A 17,403-nucleotide genomic window follows, 5' to 3' on the forward strand; every position below is an offset into this window, starting at 1 on the left:
GAGTTTCCGGGCTTTTTTTGCTTTGAGGTTATGATGAATCGCTGCTCATGACCTCAAATCAGGATTATATTCTTCAGGTACGTAACCTAACCAAAACTTTTGCGGGCATAAAAGCACTGAACGATGTTCAACTAGATCTTCGAAAAGGCGAGGTTCACGCGCTTATGGGTGAAAATGGCGCGGGTAAATCGACGTTCATGAAGATTTTATCGGGTCTCGAAACGCCAGATTCCGGCGAAATCAGTCTCAGTGGCACGCTTTTAGCAAACAAAACCGTCCGGGAAGCACAACGTAGCGGTATTTCGATGATTCATCAGGAAATTCTGGCCGTTCCCGAGTTAACCGTCGCGCAGAATATCTTTCTCGGACGCGAATTAACTCATTGGCTTCCCGGCTGGCTCGACAATCGTAGCATTAACCAGCAAGCAGAAAAGCTATTGAACCATATGGGTGCGACGATCAATGTCCGCGCCAAAATGAAAAACTTGAGCGTAGCTGAGCAACAGATGGTCGAGATTGCCAAAGCGATCTCGAACAATGCGCAGGTTCTGATTATGGATGAACCGACTTCGGCGCTTTCTTACAAAGAGGTCGACGTTCTTTTCAAACTCATTGACGAGTTGAAGCAGAAAGGTGTAGCCATCATTTACATCTCCCACAAAATGGAGGAGATCCGTCAGTTGGCCGATACAATCACAGTGCTGCGAGACGGGAATTACATTGGAACGTATCCAGCCAATGAACTTGATACCCATTCGCTGATTAATTTAATGGTGGGTCGAGAGATTAACAATCTTTTTCCAGAAGCGTCTTCTCAAGCTGGACGTGAAGTGCTACGTATCGAAAACCTCACCCGGCAAGATGCCTTTTCCAATATCAGCTTTACGGTTCATGAAGGCGAAATTCTGGGCATTGGTGGCTTGATGGGGGCTGGCAGAACCGAACTGGCGCGGGCTATTTTCGGCTTAGACCGTCCAGAGAGTGGTGAGATTTATGTCAAGGGTCAACGTATCGATATTACGTCGCCCCAACAGGCGATTCGTACGGGAATCGGTTACGTAAGCGATGATCGAAAAGGCTGGGGCTTTATTCCCGAACTTTCCATAAAGCATAACCTTACGCTGGCCAGCTTACCTGCTCATGCAAACGGTACGTTCATTGATGCTAAACGTGAGACCGAATCAGCCCATAAAATGATCCGGGAACTACGTATCAAAACGGCGGGGCCAGATCAAAAAATAGCGCAACTGAGTGGCGGTAATCAGCAGAAGGTTGTGATTGGGAAAGTCCTTCTGGCGTCGCCGTCACTCATTATTCTCGACGAACCTACGCGTGGCATCGATGTAGGGGCGAAGTTTGAAATCTATAAACTCATTCGACAACTGGCCGCCGATGGCGTAGCAATTATCGTCATCTCGTCTGAACTTCCGGAACTGATCGGTCTGAGCGATCGGATACTGGTTCTGGAAAAGGGGAAGCAAACTGCTTTACTTGACAAAGCAGAAGCTTCGCAGGAAATGATTTTACGCTACGCCATGCCAAACTAACGATAACCCACCTTCTTTTATCTGCATGAAAAACACGAGTAATACGTATGTTGATCTGGTTGGAGGTTCGCCGAACCTGCGCATCAAAGGCCTTGGTCAGTACGGAATTTTTGTCGCTTTTGCCTTAATTTGTCTGGCGCTATCGCTCACCACGCGCAACTTCCTGAGCTGGGGAAACTTAATGATTGTTGTCACGCAAGTCTCAATCAATGCGTTGCTGGCCTTTGGCGTTACGTTCGTCATCATCACCGGCGGAATCGATCTATCGCTGGGGTCGATGGTCGCTGTTACGGGTGTTGTAGCCGCTTCATTTGCTCATCCGGATACCTATCCGGTAGCCGTCCCTATCGGTATGGGTTTGCTGGCGGGGCTAGCAATCGGCGCTTTTAATGGCTTTGTCATTACCCGGAGCAACGTACCGCCTTTCATTGTTACATTAGGAACCATGACCATTGGACGTGGACTAGCCCTGATTTTAAGTAAGGGACGCCCCATCTCAAACCTGTCTGACTCATTCAATTTTATCGGCGGAGGGCAATTATTCGGCGTGCCGATGCCCATTTTTATTCTGATCATCCTATTTGTGCTCTGCGCCATACTGTTAAACAAAACCATACTTGGTCGGTACATGTATGCGATCGGCGGTAACGAACAGGCGGCCCGAGCGTCAGGGATTCCGCTGAACAAAATTAAAATGGTGGTTTATACGCTCTGCGGTGGACTGGCTGGACTAGCGGGTATTTTGCTTACCTCACGTATCACAACTGGCCAGCCAAACGCCGGAGCCGGTTTTGAACTGGATGCCATTGCCGCTGCTATTATCGGCGGAACCAGTACGTCGGGCGGCACCGGGACGATGGCGGGCGCTCTAATCGGTGCATTACTGATTGGCGTGATCAGCAATGGTCTGGACCTACTCAACGTAACGTCTTATTATCAGGAAGTTGTGATGGGGATTATCATCATTGGTGCCGTCGTACTGGACAGCTTACAGCATAAAAAAAAATAAGTAATAACCGTTTATTATTTCCAGATGAAATCAATACGTCAAATCGGATTGTGTTTCTTTGCTTCTGTTCTCCTGGGAGCCTGTTCACAATCAACCTCTTCAGATAAAGACCAGGCAGGCGATGGGCAAAAACTTGTTGTTGGTGCTACTATGCTGAGTATGCAGAATGAGTTCATCGTCAACGTCCACGACGAAATGGAGAAAAAGGCAAAGGAATTAGGCGTTGAGCTAATCACTGTCGATGCGGAGCGGTCGGCGCTCAAACAGATTGAACAGGTAGAAAGCTTTATCGCGCAAAAAGTGGACGTCATCATTATGAATCCCTGCGAGGTGGAAGCCAGTTCACCCGCTGTTACAAAAGCGCTTGCTGCCAAAATCCCGATTATCAACGTTAACTCTGAAACCAGCGCCAAACCATCGGCTTTTGTCGGTTCCGATGACGTAGAGTCCGCCAAAATTGCATTGAGATATATTGCCGAGAAGTTAGGCGGCAAGGGAAACATTCTGATGATGCAGGGCTATATGGGTCAGGCCGCTCAGCTAAAACGCGAACAGGGCGCGAAAGAAATCCTCAAAGAATACCCAGGTCTGAAATTGATTGCCCAGCAAACGGCCGAGTGGGATCGGGCCAAGGCTATGTCGCTGATGGAAAACTGGATTCAATCGTATGGCTCACAGGTTAACGCTGTTTTTGCCCAGAATGATGAAATGGGGATGGGAGCGGTCAAAGCGTTAACGGCGGCCGGTCTCAAAAGCAAAGTGATTGTCGTGAGTATCGATGCCATTCCCGATGCGCTGCAAGCTGTAAAAAAAGGTGAACTGGACGCTACTGTTTTCCAGAACGCTCAGCAACAAGGCGCCAAAGCCATTGAAACCGCCATTAAACTAGCCAAAGGTCAGCCTTACGATAAAGAAACACTGATTCCGTTTCAGCTGGTTACGAAAGAAAATCTGGCAAAATTTCAGTAGTATTAGCTCAATAGGAAAGGACACGGCACGACGGTTACCGACCACGCGTAACCTGGCGGACTAATATGTGTCAAAATCCTATGCAAGAAGGCCTATCAGAATTTATCAAAGAATCCTTAAGACAATCGCTCCCTGAAAATAAACAAATCATTCTCGGCACCGTACCTGATTCTATTGTACAACAGGTAGTCATCGAATGTGGTATCGACTTAACCAACTATATGTTTACGATTGACACTTACGCTATCAGGCATATTATGAAAAGCCATGGAAATCCACAGAAAAAAGAAGCACGTGGCCAAAAAGCTATTACTACCGATGATTTTGAACTAATTTACCAAATTATTAATGATTCTGATGTTGTTTTCTATGATGGCAAAAATCGTATTGGGCGAGAGGTTATACAGTTTCAAAAGCGTATTGGCGACCGCTATATCATTTTGAAAGAAGTCCGAAATGGTCGGAAGCAACTGGCTCTGAATAGTATGCGTATTATAAAAATAAAAAGGAACCAGGATTAACCCGATTCCTTTTTAGACAACGAGCAGGTGCATTTCCGTATGGAACCCCCTCTCTCACGTCCAAAACGTTTTTGTCTGTGTTAGGGACAAAAACCTGGCAAAAAAAGTTCTACACAGTTAGCTTACTAATCTCAACTAGCTCCCGTAATTTTTTCGTTGGACGAAATCGCTCTCCATACGTATCAGCCAATCGATCACAGGTTTTTACGAACGTATCAATACCTACAAAATCCACAAACGATAGGGCACCACCGGTGTACGCTGGGAATCCCCAGCCCAGAATAGACCCAAGATCAGCATCTAGTTTGGTGCGCACTACGTTTTCTTCAAAACAACGTACCGCTTCGATAGCCTGTCGATACAACAGACGTGTTTTTACTTCGTCAAGGGTCGGCTGGTTGACTGATAAAGGGAATAAGTCCCGCAGGCCGGGCCAGAGATGTTTCGGTGCATCGGCTGGGTACTCATAAAATCCCGCTTTGGCTTTTTTTCCTAGACGACCCAGCTCAACAAACTGCTTAGCCATTTGATAACTGGTGTCATCCTGGCTCACAACTCCGTCATTAACACCCTGACTGGAAATCTTATAAACTAAATCCAGAGCCACTTCATCCGTTACCGCCAATGGCCCAACAGGCATACCCGCGTTCTTTCCGCCGTTTTCGATCAGTACCGGATTGACACCTTCTTTCACTAGTTCCATGCCTTCCGCCGTGTACGTACTAAAGCATCGTGATGTGTAGAACCCTCGCGAATCGTTGACGACAATCGGCGTTTTACGAATCTTACGGACGTAATCAATCGCCACAGCCAGCGCATAATCGGAGGTTTGTTTGCCCAAAATGATCTCCACGAGCCCCATTTTATCAACCGGCGAGAAGAAATGGATGCCAATGAAGTTTTCGGGTTTGGCCGATGCCTGCGCCAGACCACTAATCGGCAACGTAGACGTATTCGAGCCAAACACGCCATTCTCAACCAGCCTTGGTTCGGCTTCCTGAGTCACCTGCGCTTTAAGGTCCCGATTTTCAAAAACAGCCTCGATGATCAAGTCGCAGTGCTGTAAATCCTGAACATCGGCGGTTGGCGTGATCAGATTCAGCAGACCATCTACTTTCTGCGGATCGACTTTTCCACGCTCAACACCTTTCTGAAGCAATGTGCGTGAGTACTCCTTTCCTTTCTCAGCGGCTTCAACCGATACGTCTTTCAAAACCACCTCAATACCTGCCTGCGCCGATACGTAGGCGATTCCAGCACCCATCATGCCTGCACCCAGAATACCCAGTTTTTTTACGTCGGTTTTCGCTACGTCTTTCGGGCGACTAATGCCTTTGTTGGCTTCGTTCAGGCCCAGAAACATCGTCTGAATCAAATTCTTAGCCACTTTCGACGTAGCAACATTCACAAAATGGCGTGCTTCGATTACCAACGCCCGATCAATATTGACCTGTAACCCTTCGTAGACACAGGCCATAATTTCGATTGGGGCCGGATAATTGCCTTTGGTTTTCTCCATCAGCATGGCCGTTCCCGCACCAAACGTTTTTGCGCCAACACTACTCTGCACATTGCCCCCCGGTACGTTGAAATTCTCCTTCCCAACGATTTTACCCGTTTTCCGATCTAGTTCGTCCCAGGGCTGCAACGGTTTTGGATTGGCGTCGATCCAGGCACGCGCTTTCATCATCATCTCTTCGGGGCTATCGGCAATGTCATCGATCATACCGAGCCTCTTCGCTTCCTGAACACCGACTTTTTTGCCTTCCAGAATCAAGGGCAATGCGGCTTGAATACCGAGCATTCGCGGTAGTCGCTGCGTTCCGCCAGCGCCGGGCAACAAACCAATCGTAACTTCAACTAAACCAATCAGCGTTTTCGGATTATTCAGCGCAATACGTTGATGGCAGGCCAGGCAGATCTCATAGCCACCACCCAAAGCCGTACCGTTCATAGCGGCAACCGTCGGCTTACCTGATGTTTCAATGCTACGGAAAATACGATTTAGCTCTGATGACACGTTCAGCATTTCGGTCGGCTCTTTATCATTGTTCCGCAGAATCATCTTCAGGTCAGCACCGGCGACAAATTCGGGTTTAGCCGACGTAATGATGACGCCTTTTACCGACTCATCCGCGTAGGCGCGTTGCAAAGCTGCTTCAAATTCCGGGATCGACTCGTCGTTTAGTACGTTCATCGGAGACGATGTCATCGCCCACGAAATGATTGCTACGTTCTGGTCAATAGTGTAGTTTAGCATGGTAAGACTATAAATCAATTTAACCACAAAGGCACGGAGAACACAGAGATTTAAGATGACAACATTATGTCTCTGTGTTCTCCGTGCCTTTGTAGTTAATCTTTCAAATTCATTATTAATTTACCCGCTCAAAAATCGTAGCAATACCCATACCGCCCCCAACGCAAAGCGTTACAAGGCCAACTTGCTTGTCCGTACGCTCCAGTTCGTCAAGCAACGTAGCGGAAAGAATAGCGCCTGTTGCACCTAATGGATGCCCTAACGCAATCGAACCACCGTTGACATTCAGGCAGCTATGATCAACGCCCAGTTCATCCATAAACAGTAATGGAACGGCGGCAAAAGCTTCGTTGACTTCGAATAAATCAATATCGCCGACCGTCATACCCGCTCGTTTAAGCACTTTTCGCGTAGCCGGAATGGGGCCAGTTAGCATAATTGTCGGCTCCGATCCGATGACAGCAAATGCTTTAATTTTGGCGCGGGGTTTCAGTCCGGTTTTTTCACCAAACTCTTTACTACCGATCAAAATGCCGGCAGCTCCGTCAACAATTTGTGACGAATTACCGGCATGGTGAACGTGGTTGATTTTATCGAATTGAGCGTATTTGAGCAATGCCAGCGCATCGAAACCCATTTGCCCTATCGCTTCGAAAGCAGGTTTTAGCTTTCCTAAACTCTCAACCGTTGTATCGGGCCGGACGCCTTCGTCGCGGTCGAGCAACGTAACGCCGAGTTCATCGTTGATCGGCATAAGCGTTCGCCGAAAACGGTTCGTATCTTGTGCTTCTACAGCACGACGATATGACTCAGCGGCAAACGTATCGACATCCTGGCGAGAGTACCCGTATTTGGTCGCAATTAAATCGGCCGAAATACCTTGCGGTACAATGTTATGACGAGCAACAATCAGTGGATTCATGAACAATGCTCCTCCATCTGATCCCATCGGAACCCGTGACATTGACTCAACACCACCCGCAACAATGGCGTCTACCTGCCCCGACATTACGTATGCCCCAGCCATGTTGATGGCCTCCAGACCTGATGAGCAGAACCTGTTCAGTTGGACACCCGCTACTGATTCAGCGTAACCCGCTTCAAGAGAAGCCGTTCGGGCAATGTCAGCACCCTGTTCGCCAATCGGTGTAACGCAGCCCATAATAATATCGTCAATAAGCGACGTATCGAATTGATTACGGGTTTGAAGTTCGCGTAGGACGCTCGTCAGTAACTGAACTGGCTGAACGTCATGCAATGATCCATCGCTTTTTCCTCGTCCGCGGGGCGTCCGAACAGCGTCATAAATGAAAGCTTCGGCCATGATTTTGTTGTTAAGAGTAGTATGCAAGCATACGGCTTACGAACAAAAGTACGTGCAAAAGTTGAATAGGGCAATCCGTTAAAGGCTAAACATATTTACCTTCGGGAAAACAAAAAGCGGAAGAAACGTCGCCATTTCTTCCGCTTTCAGATACTAAATCAGGTTCTGATTCTACTTGTCCAGCACCACTACGTCGCCGACTAAATACGAGCCGGATTCGGTAACCAGATTGTACACTTTCTTTACTGATCGGATGGCTTGTTCTGTCCGCACGACTTTGTAAGCCGTAGCGCCACCCATTGAGGCATCGTACCGATACAGAATTTCTCCCGCTTTCACATCGCCCAGCGCTTTCCGGCCTGTTGCAGTTAGAACGGGGTGATTGGCCGTCGCTTCGAAGAAAGTCGGTGCATTTAACGTACTACGGTTGTCGGCAGTAAGCTCGTTAACGGCAGTCAGCCATACGCCCGCTAGTGTGAACTCGCCTTCGTGTGTATCTACGCGTGTTACGTGTGTTGGCAGGAGCGTTTTTGTTTGGGCATCATAGCTTTTTACAACATCATTCATTGTTACGTCGCTAATAGTTTTCGAGCTACCATCAGCCAGCGTTACGGATGCATCAGCCGCAAAGCAAAAGTTGTATTCTTCTTTTTTCTTACCTCCTTCGTCCGCTTTAGTACCCGCACCGCCAGCTAGTAATCCGGCCATCTCGCGCGAGAGCACAAACGTGAGTGTAGACATCAGACCGGGTTCTTTCTCACCAATGTATTTAAGGTCGTCGATGTAGGCATCCCATGCTTTCCGATCAGCCGATGCGCCAGGAATCACAAACGGTTTTATTTCACCCGACTTCTCGTTTTTGTAGATAGCCAGCAAGCCAAGATCTTTAGTATCCTCTGCAGCAAACACTTTATAAAGATAAATTTTTCGGGTAATGCCATCGCTGTACGTAAATACATAAGCCGGCCGTTCTTCGTAACGATCCAGGATAAAACCACCCGATTTAAAGTAGGCGTCTTTATCGAGATTGGCAATTTTAATGGCTTTGACAGCCTTAAGTTGGTCAACGGTCATGCCCGTTGCGGCAGCCGTTTGCGCCCAGACTCGCTGGCTAAAAAACTGCGTTGCAACAGCGCAGCAAAAGAAGAGTACAAGAGAGAGCAGGTTGTTTTTCATTGGATTGATAGTGTCTATTCAGATTGATCAAAAACTATTTTTTTGTGTATTCGCCCACGCGGGCGTGGATAGATTCCACGGTACGTCGGGCGGAGGTGAAGGCACCTGCCATCCAGGCCGTCAGATACGTAGTGTGTTCACCCGCGAAGTAGATGTTGTCATCGGGTTCAAGCAGCGATGGGTAGTATTTTTTGCGAATCGCGTCATCGTAAACAGCCCATCCCCCACCACTAAACGGAATGCGATGCCAGGCTAGCGAGAATGAGTTTTCGAACTCAGCCGGATACTGAGGGTGTATTTTAGCGCCTTGTGTCATTGCCATTTTCTCACGTTCAGGAATGGTCATTGCTCCGACAGCTTCGGCCCGGCTGTAAAAATTGTAGTAGCCGATTAGAACACCCTTGGGTCCCTGCAGACCAAACGACGGATACCAGATTTGGTTGATATCCATATTGGTACGTGAAATCCCCCCGTAAATACCGTCATCTTCTTCCCAGAACCGCCGTTTAAACTGGAGTCCAATTTTACCGGTTTTCATGTATGGGATAAAGTCAGCGGCTCGTTTTACGGTTCCCGACAAATCCGACTCAAGGTTTTTGAGCATAGGTAAAGGCAGGGCGCACACACAAAACTCGCCGGTAACTTCTACGGACTTTCCTGCTTTCTGGTAAACCACCCGAACACCATTTTCGGTTTTACGTAATTCGGTGACCGGTGCACTGAAGATAATTTTGCCAGCTAGCTTTTTTTCAAGTGCTTTCGGAATAGCGTCCATCCCTCCTACCGGCTGTAACAACGTCGTTTGCTGCTCATAAGCGTAATCACCTACGTTGTAGAAAACGGGTTGCATGAACCCCGAACGTAGCAGATCGGTTAAGCCATACGGATCGGTAATGGTACCGGGAGCATTTCCAGCACCGGGGTCGCTTTTGCTTTTATAGCCGCGTCGGTTCGTACCCTTGTAAAGATGCGCCGTATTTAAATCGCCTTCATTTTTAAGAAAATCGATCAGCTTTTCTACGTCTTCTTTAGTCAGTTGCTGATCAAGCGATGACTGGTCAAGGGCCTTAGCGAGCAATTCGGATGTATAGCCGCGCATATCATTGTGGTAATCGCTGATACGCATCCGTCGGTTGGCGAGATCTCCCGTTCCGCCGTCGTTGTACAAATACGCCGATTCATTCGCTCCGTTGAATATCTCCAATGGAACACCCAGTTCCCGACAATACTGAAGCGTTATCTGATGATGATGAGGGATTCGAGCAGCGCCACCGTTAAAGTACAGGCCATTAGCGAACGTACAAGTCTGTGCTGGCCCTCCGTTCATCTCACTCTCCTGCGTGCCACCACGGACCGTCCATACTCGCCCACCTGAGCGGGCACGGGCTTCCAGTACGGTACAGTCATAACCTAGTTTACCAAGCTCGTAGGCGGCTGTCATACCCGCTAAACCCGCCCCTAAAATGATTACTTTTCGGCCTTTACCATCTTTGTTCTGTCCATTGGCCGGTAAATTTAAAGCCGATGCCGGAGCCGCAGGTAACATTCCCCAGGCCAACAGACTGGCATAACTGGCACTTGTTGAATTGATAAAATCTCGTCGCGTCATAGAAAGAAGGGAGGAAGGGGAGAAAAGGGAACAGAGGAACGCAACAGTAATCCTTTTTCCCCCTTCCTCCTTTTACCCTACTACCTTTTTAAAACCATCGATAAATATTGTCATCTCGTCCATCGTTCCGACGCTAACCCGACAGTAGGGTTGTCCGTTGAAATCGCGTGTCTGAATACCAATGCCTTGTGCAAACATCTGCCCTTCAAACGTCTTGGTTTTCATACGTATCGGGAACAAAATGAAATTGGCCGAAGACGGAATCACTTCATATCCCAGATCAGTCAATGCTTTTGTCGTATACGTGCGTGCTTTGGCGTTTTCAGCGCGGCAGTGGTTTTGCCAATCAATGTCTTTATAGCTGGCGACACCGGCCATTAACGTTGTGATGCTTACCGCGAATTCGCCGTTCGTGTAGGCATGAAGCGTTTTTAGTACGTCCGGTTGGGCAATCGCGTATCCTAAACGTAATCCGGCAAAGCCGTGAATTTTCGAGAATGTCCGGGCCAGAATCAGATTCATTCCCTCAGCAACCAGCTTGCCTAATTTGGGTCGATCGGCTGGTTCGTAAAAATCAATATACGCTTCGTCGATAAAGACGGGCACTTTGGGTGCTATTTCCCGACAGAACGCTTCCAGATCGGCCGTAGGAACGATTGTGCCGGTTGGGTTATTCGGATTAACAATGTAGACCAGCTTCACATCAGGCGTAATAGCGGCCTTAATGGCAGGCAGGTCGTATTTGAAATCTTTCGTCATCGGCATGGCTTTGATTTTTGCGCCAAACTTCTGAGCACGCTGGAGCAAATCATCATAGGTCATGGCACTGGTCAGAATAGTACCGCCTTCCTTGGCAAAGTGCTCAGCCGCAGCCATCAGTACATCCGACGAACCCGGCGACATCATAATATTTTCCGGCTTTACGCCTTCGTCAGCCGCAATTGGCGTTTTCAATTGCGCAAACTCCATCCAGGCATACCGATTGCCGATTTCTGTTGCCTTTACGATGGCGTCTTTGGCACTCTGCGCAATACCTAGTGGATTCTCATTCGCCAATAAACGAGCCTTTAGTTTTGGCATCTTGGCAAATGGATCATCAGCAAACGAAAACTCATTGGTAAACGCCGAAACAAAAGGCGCGTTCGACCGGGCAGCTTCAGCAGGGGTGAACCGGCTCAGACCGAGACCGGCCGTCAGGAGGCCACTGGCACGAAGCCAGTCCCGACGAGTTAGTTGTGATGACATGAGTAGTCGATTTTTTTGTATTTATCCAGGATAAAATAAAAGTAAAGTTAACTATAACCTTTTAGTAGATAGAGATTTGTGAAAGTACGAATTAATGCCAACAAAAGGCTGTATAAATGCAGAAACACTTTTAAATTATTTTGATAAAATATGAAAGTGCAGAATTTATAAACTATTAATATATAAATAGCCAAATAAAAAGTATAATATAAACGATATAATATTTAGCACAAGATATTCAGAGATCATGTTTTGTAAATATTTATCTACTAATTATATATAAAAAAGTATTTTACTGCTTGTAAATAATATATAAAAAAACAATTTTTGACGAGAATTATCAATCATTTGTTTTATTATTTATGATAGTCTATCGAATTACCAGAGCGACGTTTCTATTTGGGGGAATATTGATTCTCACCAGTTCATGCAAGAATAGTGGGGTTCAGGAAAAATCCTCAGTTGAATCCAACTGTTTAATTGCGACCATGACAGTAAAAGAATTAGCTAAAGCTAATCAACCTCTGATTGACTCCGAGAAAGTCTCCATAAATGGAGAATCATTTGTGGTGAGTACAACGCAAAAAAGTGTGTATAGCTATGACAATCAGGGTAGAATACTAACTGAATACAACACGTATACGAACGGAAAAGCCGACTCGGTTCTCTACCTGTATACTTCAGAAGCTGTTACCATACGGGCTACTACGATCACTCCCTCAAGTAAAACATCAACCACAAACGTTGTGGCCTTAAATAGTCAGGGGTGGGCTGAGCACCGGCCTGATACATATAAAGCTACGTATGATAAAGAAGGCTATTTAACAAGTTTAAAATATGCATTTGGCGACGCTAGTGTTATCAATGGCAATGTGGTTGATCAACCCTTCGGCGGTGACGACGCTACCCCAACTTATACTTATAGATATCAATATGACCTAAATAAAGCAGGTGTAGCGCCTATCCAGACTTTTTACGGGAAGGGGTCACGCAATCTATTGACCCGCTACGTAATTGAAAATGATCGTCATGATAGCATCTATGGCGATTCATATATAGGTGATTATGATTATTTATTTGATGAGAAGGGACGCATAAAACGTCAGACATTCCGTGGAAAACAGGGAGAATTAATTGGATTCTTGTTTGAAGCAGATAAAGTAATCGTCAAAGAATTTACTTACATCTGCCCTCAATAATCATTGGTTACAATGACAGTTTATAATTCTTTACCCCCTTTCAAAAACTTGCTATGAAGCCAAATTGTCTATTTACACTTCTTGTGTGCTTTTCATTTATTCAGTTTTCATACTGTCAACATTTCAAACCTGAATTAGTCAATCAATCTGAGTGGAATATATCTTCACCGGTGGCAGGAGGTATCTATCAAAGAGGATCTAACAACGCCAGGATGATAAAAATAAATGGATCATTTAAAGGGACAGGTATGCTATATTCTACAACTATTTCTGCAACAATCAAGCAACTAGACTTATACGGAAATGACATAGGAAATCCAGTATTGATTCCGATCACAACACTAAGTGTAAACGATGGTGTGCGAAGCTTCTCAGGAGAAACATACCTGTCCGCGGGATGGTACCACTTAACGATTACAGCAACAGGAAACGATATTCCTGTTGTCAGAAATAGAACGATGAAAATAGGCGTTGGAGAAGTATTTATTATTGCTGGTCAGTCTAACGCTCAGGGCATGCCGAATCAATACTTAAACGATAACGTAGCTAATAACCCTGCTCCTTTTTTAGATGCAGTTAGAATACAACCTGATCAGTTTGACGCAGCTAAATACCTGGTTTCTACCGATCCAACTTCTGTTGCCGTAACAACAAATTTCAATGTAAAAAAACCATATTTATCTCCACTGATAGCGGGCAGAGAAGCATATAACAATCAGAATTCAGGCATTGCTCCTTTAGGAAATTCATTATGGTATTGGATATCTCTTGGGGAGAAAATTGCACAGACGTATAACGTACCCGTCAGCTTTTTTAATGCAGCTTATGGCGGCACAACAATTAAATCTTGGCAAGAGTCAACTGATCCCAACGCTAAACCATTAGGTCGACCAGGTGCGCCAGGCGATGGCAGATATCCTCCTGGTGCTCCCTATGGTTTTTTGAAGAATGCACTCAAATTTTATGGTTCCACATATGGAGTTAGAAGCGTGTTGTGGCTACAAGGGGAAACTGATGCAGAAGCCTTGCGTGGAGGATCAGAATGGAATTTCCAAAAAATATCTTCCGCAGATGACTATGCTCAAAAACTTATACAAGTTATCAATCAATCAAGGCAGGATTTAAAACCTAATTCTGATCTCACCTGGATGGTCGGCAAAACCTCCACTCTGGGAGGAGTTAAATATACTGACGGTAACCAATCGGCCCAATCAGCTATAATCGTGCGACAAGGGCAAGAAAACGTCATTACTTCGGGATGGGCTAAACGAGGTCCTGATATAGATCAAATTTTGGATAGAGCACCTGATGGAACCCACTTAGCCGGAGCCGGTATATGGAAAGCGGCTGATTCTTGGTTTAGCGCTCTACAATTCTCTAATCTGCTTAGTTCAAATCCTGTTATACCACAATCGCTAGGAACAGAGCCTCGCCTTGTTCAGCTTGACGATAATGGAAATGTTATTACAGTTTTACCGACTGGTTCGCGGTATATATGGTATAATGGTAATGGAGGCAATATCGATTTGAATGCACCTGTAGGCTATGGATCGACTATTCCTGGTAATATAATAGATCCATTGGTTTTGATTGAAGACAATCAAGGCAACACTACGTTGGGAGGGTTAGTCTTCCCTAACGCAAATGCAGCAAGCACTTGTGTGGTCAATAATCCAGGGGCAACCCTCGATGATGCGACCTGTAATAGCGTGCAGGGCTGGGCATTGGACTGGGCAAATCTCAATCAACCTGTATCTATTGATATTTATGTGGATGGTGTTAAAACCTACGCAGGCATTACCGCCGATGGGGACCGACCGGACCTGGCATCTTATTTCAATAACCCAGCAGCTCGTTATCACGGCTTTAGTTATACTTTCCCAACTGACGCTTCCTGGAGAAATGGGCAAAACCATTCCATCAGTGTTCGCATTTGTGGCACTAATAATTACATAGCAGGAGGTCCAAAAACCATTAACTGTACAGGCGGAAGCAATCCACCCAATCCCCCCAGCAGTGCTTGTTCAGTCAGTAATCCAGGGGCAACTCTCGATGATGTCACCTGCAATAGTGTACGGGGATGGGCATTAGACTGGTCTAACCTCGATCAGCCTGTGACAATTGATATCTATGTGGATGGAGTCAAGACTTATGCAGGTATTACTGCTAATACGGATCGTCCAGACTTGGCTGCCTATTTTAACAATTCGTCTGCTCGTTATCACGGTTTCAGCTTTACTTTTCCAAATGATGCTGCCTGGAAGAACGGTCAGAATCATTCTATCAATGTTCGTATTTGTGGTACAAACAATGACATGCCTGGTAGCCCTAAGACCATTAATTGTACAGGAGGAAGTAATCCGCCGAATCCACCAGTAACCGGTGGCAGCCTGGCTTTCCAGATTATCAGCTACGATTGTAACTCTGGTGTTCTTCAATATAGATTTACCAGTAGTGATAATTCACCGGTTAATGTAAGCTTACCAGGTATATTCGGTGGAACGATGAGCCCCAATACAGTCGCTACATATACCTTCCCTGGCGATGGGCGACAAGGACGCACCGTGACAGGTTCGGCTTCTCAATCAGGTAATCAGATTTCAATCAACTTTACAAACGGATGTAGCTTAAGCGGAGGCCGCATTAGCTATAACTCTATTGATGATTTTTCTGAAAATAATGACTTGAAGCTGACCACTTATCCTAACCCTAATGATGGACAGTTTTCAATTAGTTTTTCTCTTCCTAAAGGAGAAAATTACACAATCCAAGTAACGGATATGCTAGGTCATACTTTACTAAAGCGCGAATCCATAAGTAAAACCAGTCAAGTTATTGAGCAAGTAACTCTCTCGAACTTGAATTTAAAGCATGTGCTCGTTCAGGTGAAAAGCGGTCTGAAAACCGTTACAAAGATGATCATTGTCCAAGAATAGAACCTTACTAGGTATATTACCTATGAAGTATGATAATATGCCTACTAAATTACCAGCAGAGACATATGAGATCTGCGATGGTGATAGAATTTGCTTAAAATAATTTCTTACATAAATTTGTTTAAGTCTATGAAAAAAGGTCGGTGTGTATTCACCGACCTTTTTGTCTATACAATGAACCAAACGCTTACTTTCTATAAACCCACTGCATCTTACCAGTAACTGTTGCAGTACTCGATACTGGAAGAGTGTAATTTCCAGGAGTAACCTGAGCAATTTCTTCAATATTTTTATTTTTACTGTACGTATACGAGTCTTGCTGCCCGTTACTATACTTTAAATTCAATGTATTGTTCGTGAAATCCCAAGTACCCTCAAGGTCACTTACAACAACAGATTTATAATTCTCGACAAAAGTATTGTCAGAAAAAACATCTATTGTCGAACCTTCTGACCCCAAGTAGTACAGATCCAGTGGTGCGCCATTGATGCTTAATGAAGCAGGAAAACTACTCGCGATGCCTCTATTTAACTCCCAGCGACCAACTATTGGTGAAGCAGGAGCAGGATCATTATTTTTCGAACAAGCAATTAATCCTGAAAAAGAGACTAGTAAACAGAGTGCATATACGTAACGCTTCATAATTCTTAAATTTATTGAGTCAAATCAAAGTATAACCAGAACAAAACGACTGTAAACTACAAAAAAAACGAATTAGACAACACTTCTGGTACGCTGAAACCAAACTTATTGATGCAAGCCATGAAAAATCTTTACCGTAAATTCGGCACAGGCATTATGGGTAAACTTTCATTCCCATCCTCACTAACGGCCTGCACAGCAAAACCCCAAATCAAATTTTATTTGGTTCACTACACTTTACTCAGTATCAGCACGAAATCGGAAATGTTTATCACACTGACATGCGGAAACGTAACATCTTTCAGTACGTTGAAGTGACTGTCGTTCGTCACAACACAGTCGGCATTGGCAGCAATAGCACAGTCCACAAATTTATTGTCGTCGGGATCGGCCTCGATAAGCTGCCAATTGTATGTAGGGTCAACAAAGTGTATATTATCCAGATTCAGTAATTCCCTGAACTTGACATCTGTGCGTTCAAGGCCCAGTCGTTTACCAATCTGTTCCTCATATTCAGCTACTATCTCATTACTCACATACAGCTGGAAGCGCTTATCGAGTAGTGCCTGGTAAATCGGGAAATACTTCGAATAAGAAGCTAATGAAACGATCAGAACATTCGTATCCAGAACGACGCGCATGCAATTACTGATTGGGATCGTCCAGGATTCGATCCATGTCGTCATCAGACCAATTATTTCTCGTCCAAGCATCATCAGCTAGCCGAGTAAGCCTCTTGGCAAAATACTGCCCAATCAACTCTCTGATATTCGCCAGATCCGATTCACTCACCTGATGAGCGTATAGTTTTAGCAGTTCCAATTGGAGGTTCGAAAAAGGCGTTTTTGAGGTAATATCCATAACCCGTTTCTTTTTTTACCAAATTTAGAGAAACCCATTGAATTTGACTTAACCAGCACCTCCATCGTTCAACAATCAGAAAAATCACCAGTCAGAGCTGGCAA

13 protein-coding genes are annotated in these 17,403 nt (G+C 45.4%); 6 read left to right on the forward strand and 7 right to left on the reverse strand.

Annotated features, from left to right (window positions below; translation table 11 throughout):
- The first annotated feature begins 47 nt into the window (after positions 1 to 47).
- From IC230_RS02510 to IC230_RS02525, 4 genes are all read left to right on the forward strand, one after another.
- Positions 48 to 1,547: a sugar ABC transporter ATP-binding protein gene (locus IC230_RS02510; RefSeq protein ID WP_191037384.1), complete on the forward strand. Its 1,500-nt coding sequence runs from the start codon at positions 48 to 50 to the stop codon at positions 1,545 to 1,547.
- Between the two features lie 25 nt (positions 1,548 to 1,572).
- On the forward strand, positions 1,573 to 2,556 hold the full coding sequence (locus IC230_RS02515; RefSeq protein ID WP_191037385.1) for an ABC transporter permease: 984 nt from the start codon (positions 1,573 to 1,575) through the stop codon (positions 2,554 to 2,556).
- Positions 2,557 to 2,580: 24 nt separating this feature from the next.
- Positions 2,581 to 3,525 (forward strand): sugar ABC transporter substrate-binding protein, encoded by a 945-nt coding sequence (locus tag IC230_RS02520; protein WP_191037386.1) that lies wholly within the window; start codon positions 2,581 to 2,583, stop codon positions 3,523 to 3,525.
- Between the two features lie 80 nt (positions 3,526 to 3,605).
- Complete coding sequence (locus tag IC230_RS02525) at positions 3,606 to 4,046, forward strand: PBECR3 domain-containing polyvalent protein (protein WP_191037387.1); 441 nt, start codon at positions 3,606 to 3,608, stop codon at positions 4,044 to 4,046.
- 109 nt (positions 4,047 to 4,155) lie between these two features.
- Here the strand turns inward: IC230_RS02525 and IC230_RS02530 are convergent, their stop codons facing one another.
- The 5 genes from IC230_RS02530 to IC230_RS02550 all read right to left on the reverse strand — a co-directional run bounded on the left by IC230_RS02530 (position 4,156) and on the right by IC230_RS02550 (position 11,660).
- On the reverse strand, positions 4,156 to 6,306 hold the full coding sequence (locus IC230_RS02530; RefSeq protein WP_191037388.1) for a 3-hydroxyacyl-CoA dehydrogenase NAD-binding domain-containing protein: 2,151 nt from the start codon (positions 6,304 to 6,306) through the stop codon (positions 4,156 to 4,158).
- Positions 6,307 to 6,421: 115 nt separating this feature from the next.
- Positions 6,422 to 7,630, reverse strand: coding sequence for an acetyl-CoA C-acetyltransferase (locus tag IC230_RS02535; protein WP_191037389.1), 1,209 nt, complete (start codon positions 7,628 to 7,630; stop codon positions 6,422 to 6,424).
- A gap of 171 nt (positions 7,631 to 7,801) precedes the next feature.
- Positions 7,802 to 8,806, reverse strand: a complete 1,005-nt coding sequence (locus IC230_RS02540; RefSeq protein WP_191037390.1) for a Hint domain-containing protein — start codon at positions 8,804 to 8,806, stop codon at positions 7,802 to 7,804.
- Positions 8,807 to 8,840: 34 nt separating this feature from the next.
- Entirely contained in the window at positions 8,841 to 10,415 is a 1,575-nt protein-coding gene (locus tag IC230_RS02545; protein ID WP_191037391.1) for a flavin monoamine oxidase family protein, read from the reverse strand.
- 72 nt (positions 10,416 to 10,487) lie between these two features.
- Positions 10,488 to 11,660, reverse strand: coding sequence for a pyridoxal phosphate-dependent aminotransferase (locus tag IC230_RS02550; protein WP_191037392.1), 1,173 nt, complete (start codon positions 11,658 to 11,660; stop codon positions 10,488 to 10,490).
- 488 nt (positions 11,661 to 12,148) lie between these two features.
- On the opposite strand from IC230_RS02550, the gene IC230_RS02555 reads away from it, so the two are divergent.
- Complete coding sequence (locus tag IC230_RS02555) at positions 12,149 to 12,859, forward strand: hypothetical protein (protein WP_191037393.1); 711 nt, start codon at positions 12,149 to 12,151, stop codon at positions 12,857 to 12,859.
- A 53-nt stretch (positions 12,860 to 12,912) separates the two neighbouring features.
- Positions 12,913 to 15,795: a sialate O-acetylesterase gene (locus IC230_RS02560; RefSeq protein WP_191037394.1), complete on the forward strand. Its 2,883-nt coding sequence runs from the start codon at positions 12,913 to 12,915 to the stop codon at positions 15,793 to 15,795.
- Between the two features lie 187 nt (positions 15,796 to 15,982).
- Here IC230_RS02560 and IC230_RS02565 read toward each other — a convergent pair whose 3' ends face one another.
- The gene (locus IC230_RS02565; RefSeq protein WP_191037395.1) at positions 15,983 to 16,438 is read right to left on the reverse strand and encodes a hypothetical protein; all 456 of its coding nucleotides are present in this window, start codon (positions 16,436 to 16,438) and stop codon (positions 15,983 to 15,985) included.
- A gap of 230 nt (positions 16,439 to 16,668) precedes the next feature.
- Positions 16,669 to 17,124 (reverse strand): putative toxin-antitoxin system toxin component, PIN family, encoded by a 456-nt coding sequence (locus IC230_RS02570; RefSeq protein ID WP_223860195.1) that lies wholly within the window; start codon positions 17,122 to 17,124, stop codon positions 16,669 to 16,671.
- Between the last annotated feature and the right edge of the window lie 279 nt (positions 17,125 to 17,403).

This window comes from Spirosoma validum (assembly GCF_014699035.1).
Lineage (GTDB): Bacteria > Bacteroidota > Bacteroidia > Cytophagales > Spirosomataceae > Spirosoma > Spirosoma validum.

Bases quoted from the DNA above. Each gene is read 5' to 3' on its own strand.
- IC230_RS02515 (WP_191037385.1), top strand. From the start codon at position 1,573: ATGAAAAACACGAGTAATACGTATGTTGATCTGGTTGGAGGTTCGCCG.
- IC230_RS02545 (WP_191037391.1), bottom strand. From the start codon at position 10,415: ATGACGCGACGAGATTTTATCAATTCAACAAGTGCCAGTTATGCCAGT.
- IC230_RS02540 (WP_191037390.1), bottom strand. From the start codon at position 8,806: ATGAAAAACAACCTGCTCTCTCTTGTACTCTTCTTTTGCTGCGCTGTT.
- IC230_RS02530 (WP_191037388.1), bottom strand. From the start codon at position 6,306: ATGCTAAACTACACTATTGACCAGAACGTAGCAATCATTTCGTGGGCG.
- IC230_RS02525 (WP_191037387.1), top strand. From the start codon at position 3,606: ATGCAAGAAGGCCTATCAGAATTTATCAAAGAATCCTTAAGACAATCG.
- IC230_RS02560 (WP_191037394.1), top strand. From the start codon at position 12,913: ATGAAGCCAAATTGTCTATTTACACTTCTTGTGTGCTTTTCATTTATT.
- IC230_RS02570 (WP_223860195.1), bottom strand. From the start codon at position 17,124: ATGACGACATGGATCGAATCCTGGACGATCCCAATCAGTAATTGCATG.
- IC230_RS02565 (WP_191037395.1), bottom strand. From the start codon at position 16,438: ATGAAGCGTTACGTATATGCACTCTGTTTACTAGTCTCTTTTTCAGGA.
- IC230_RS02550 (WP_191037392.1), bottom strand. From the start codon at position 11,660: ATGTCATCACAACTAACTCGTCGGGACTGGCTTCGTGCCAGTGGCCTC.
- IC230_RS02555 (WP_191037393.1), top strand. From the start codon at position 12,149: ATGACAGTAAAAGAATTAGCTAAAGCTAATCAACCTCTGATTGACTCC.
- IC230_RS02520 (WP_191037386.1), top strand. From the start codon at position 2,581: ATGAAATCAATACGTCAAATCGGATTGTGTTTCTTTGCTTCTGTTCTC.
- IC230_RS02510 (WP_191037384.1), top strand. From the start codon at position 48: ATGACCTCAAATCAGGATTATATTCTTCAGGTACGTAACCTAACCAAA.
- IC230_RS02535 (WP_191037389.1), bottom strand. From the start codon at position 7,630: ATGGCCGAAGCTTTCATTTATGACGCTGTTCGGACGCCCCGCGGACGA.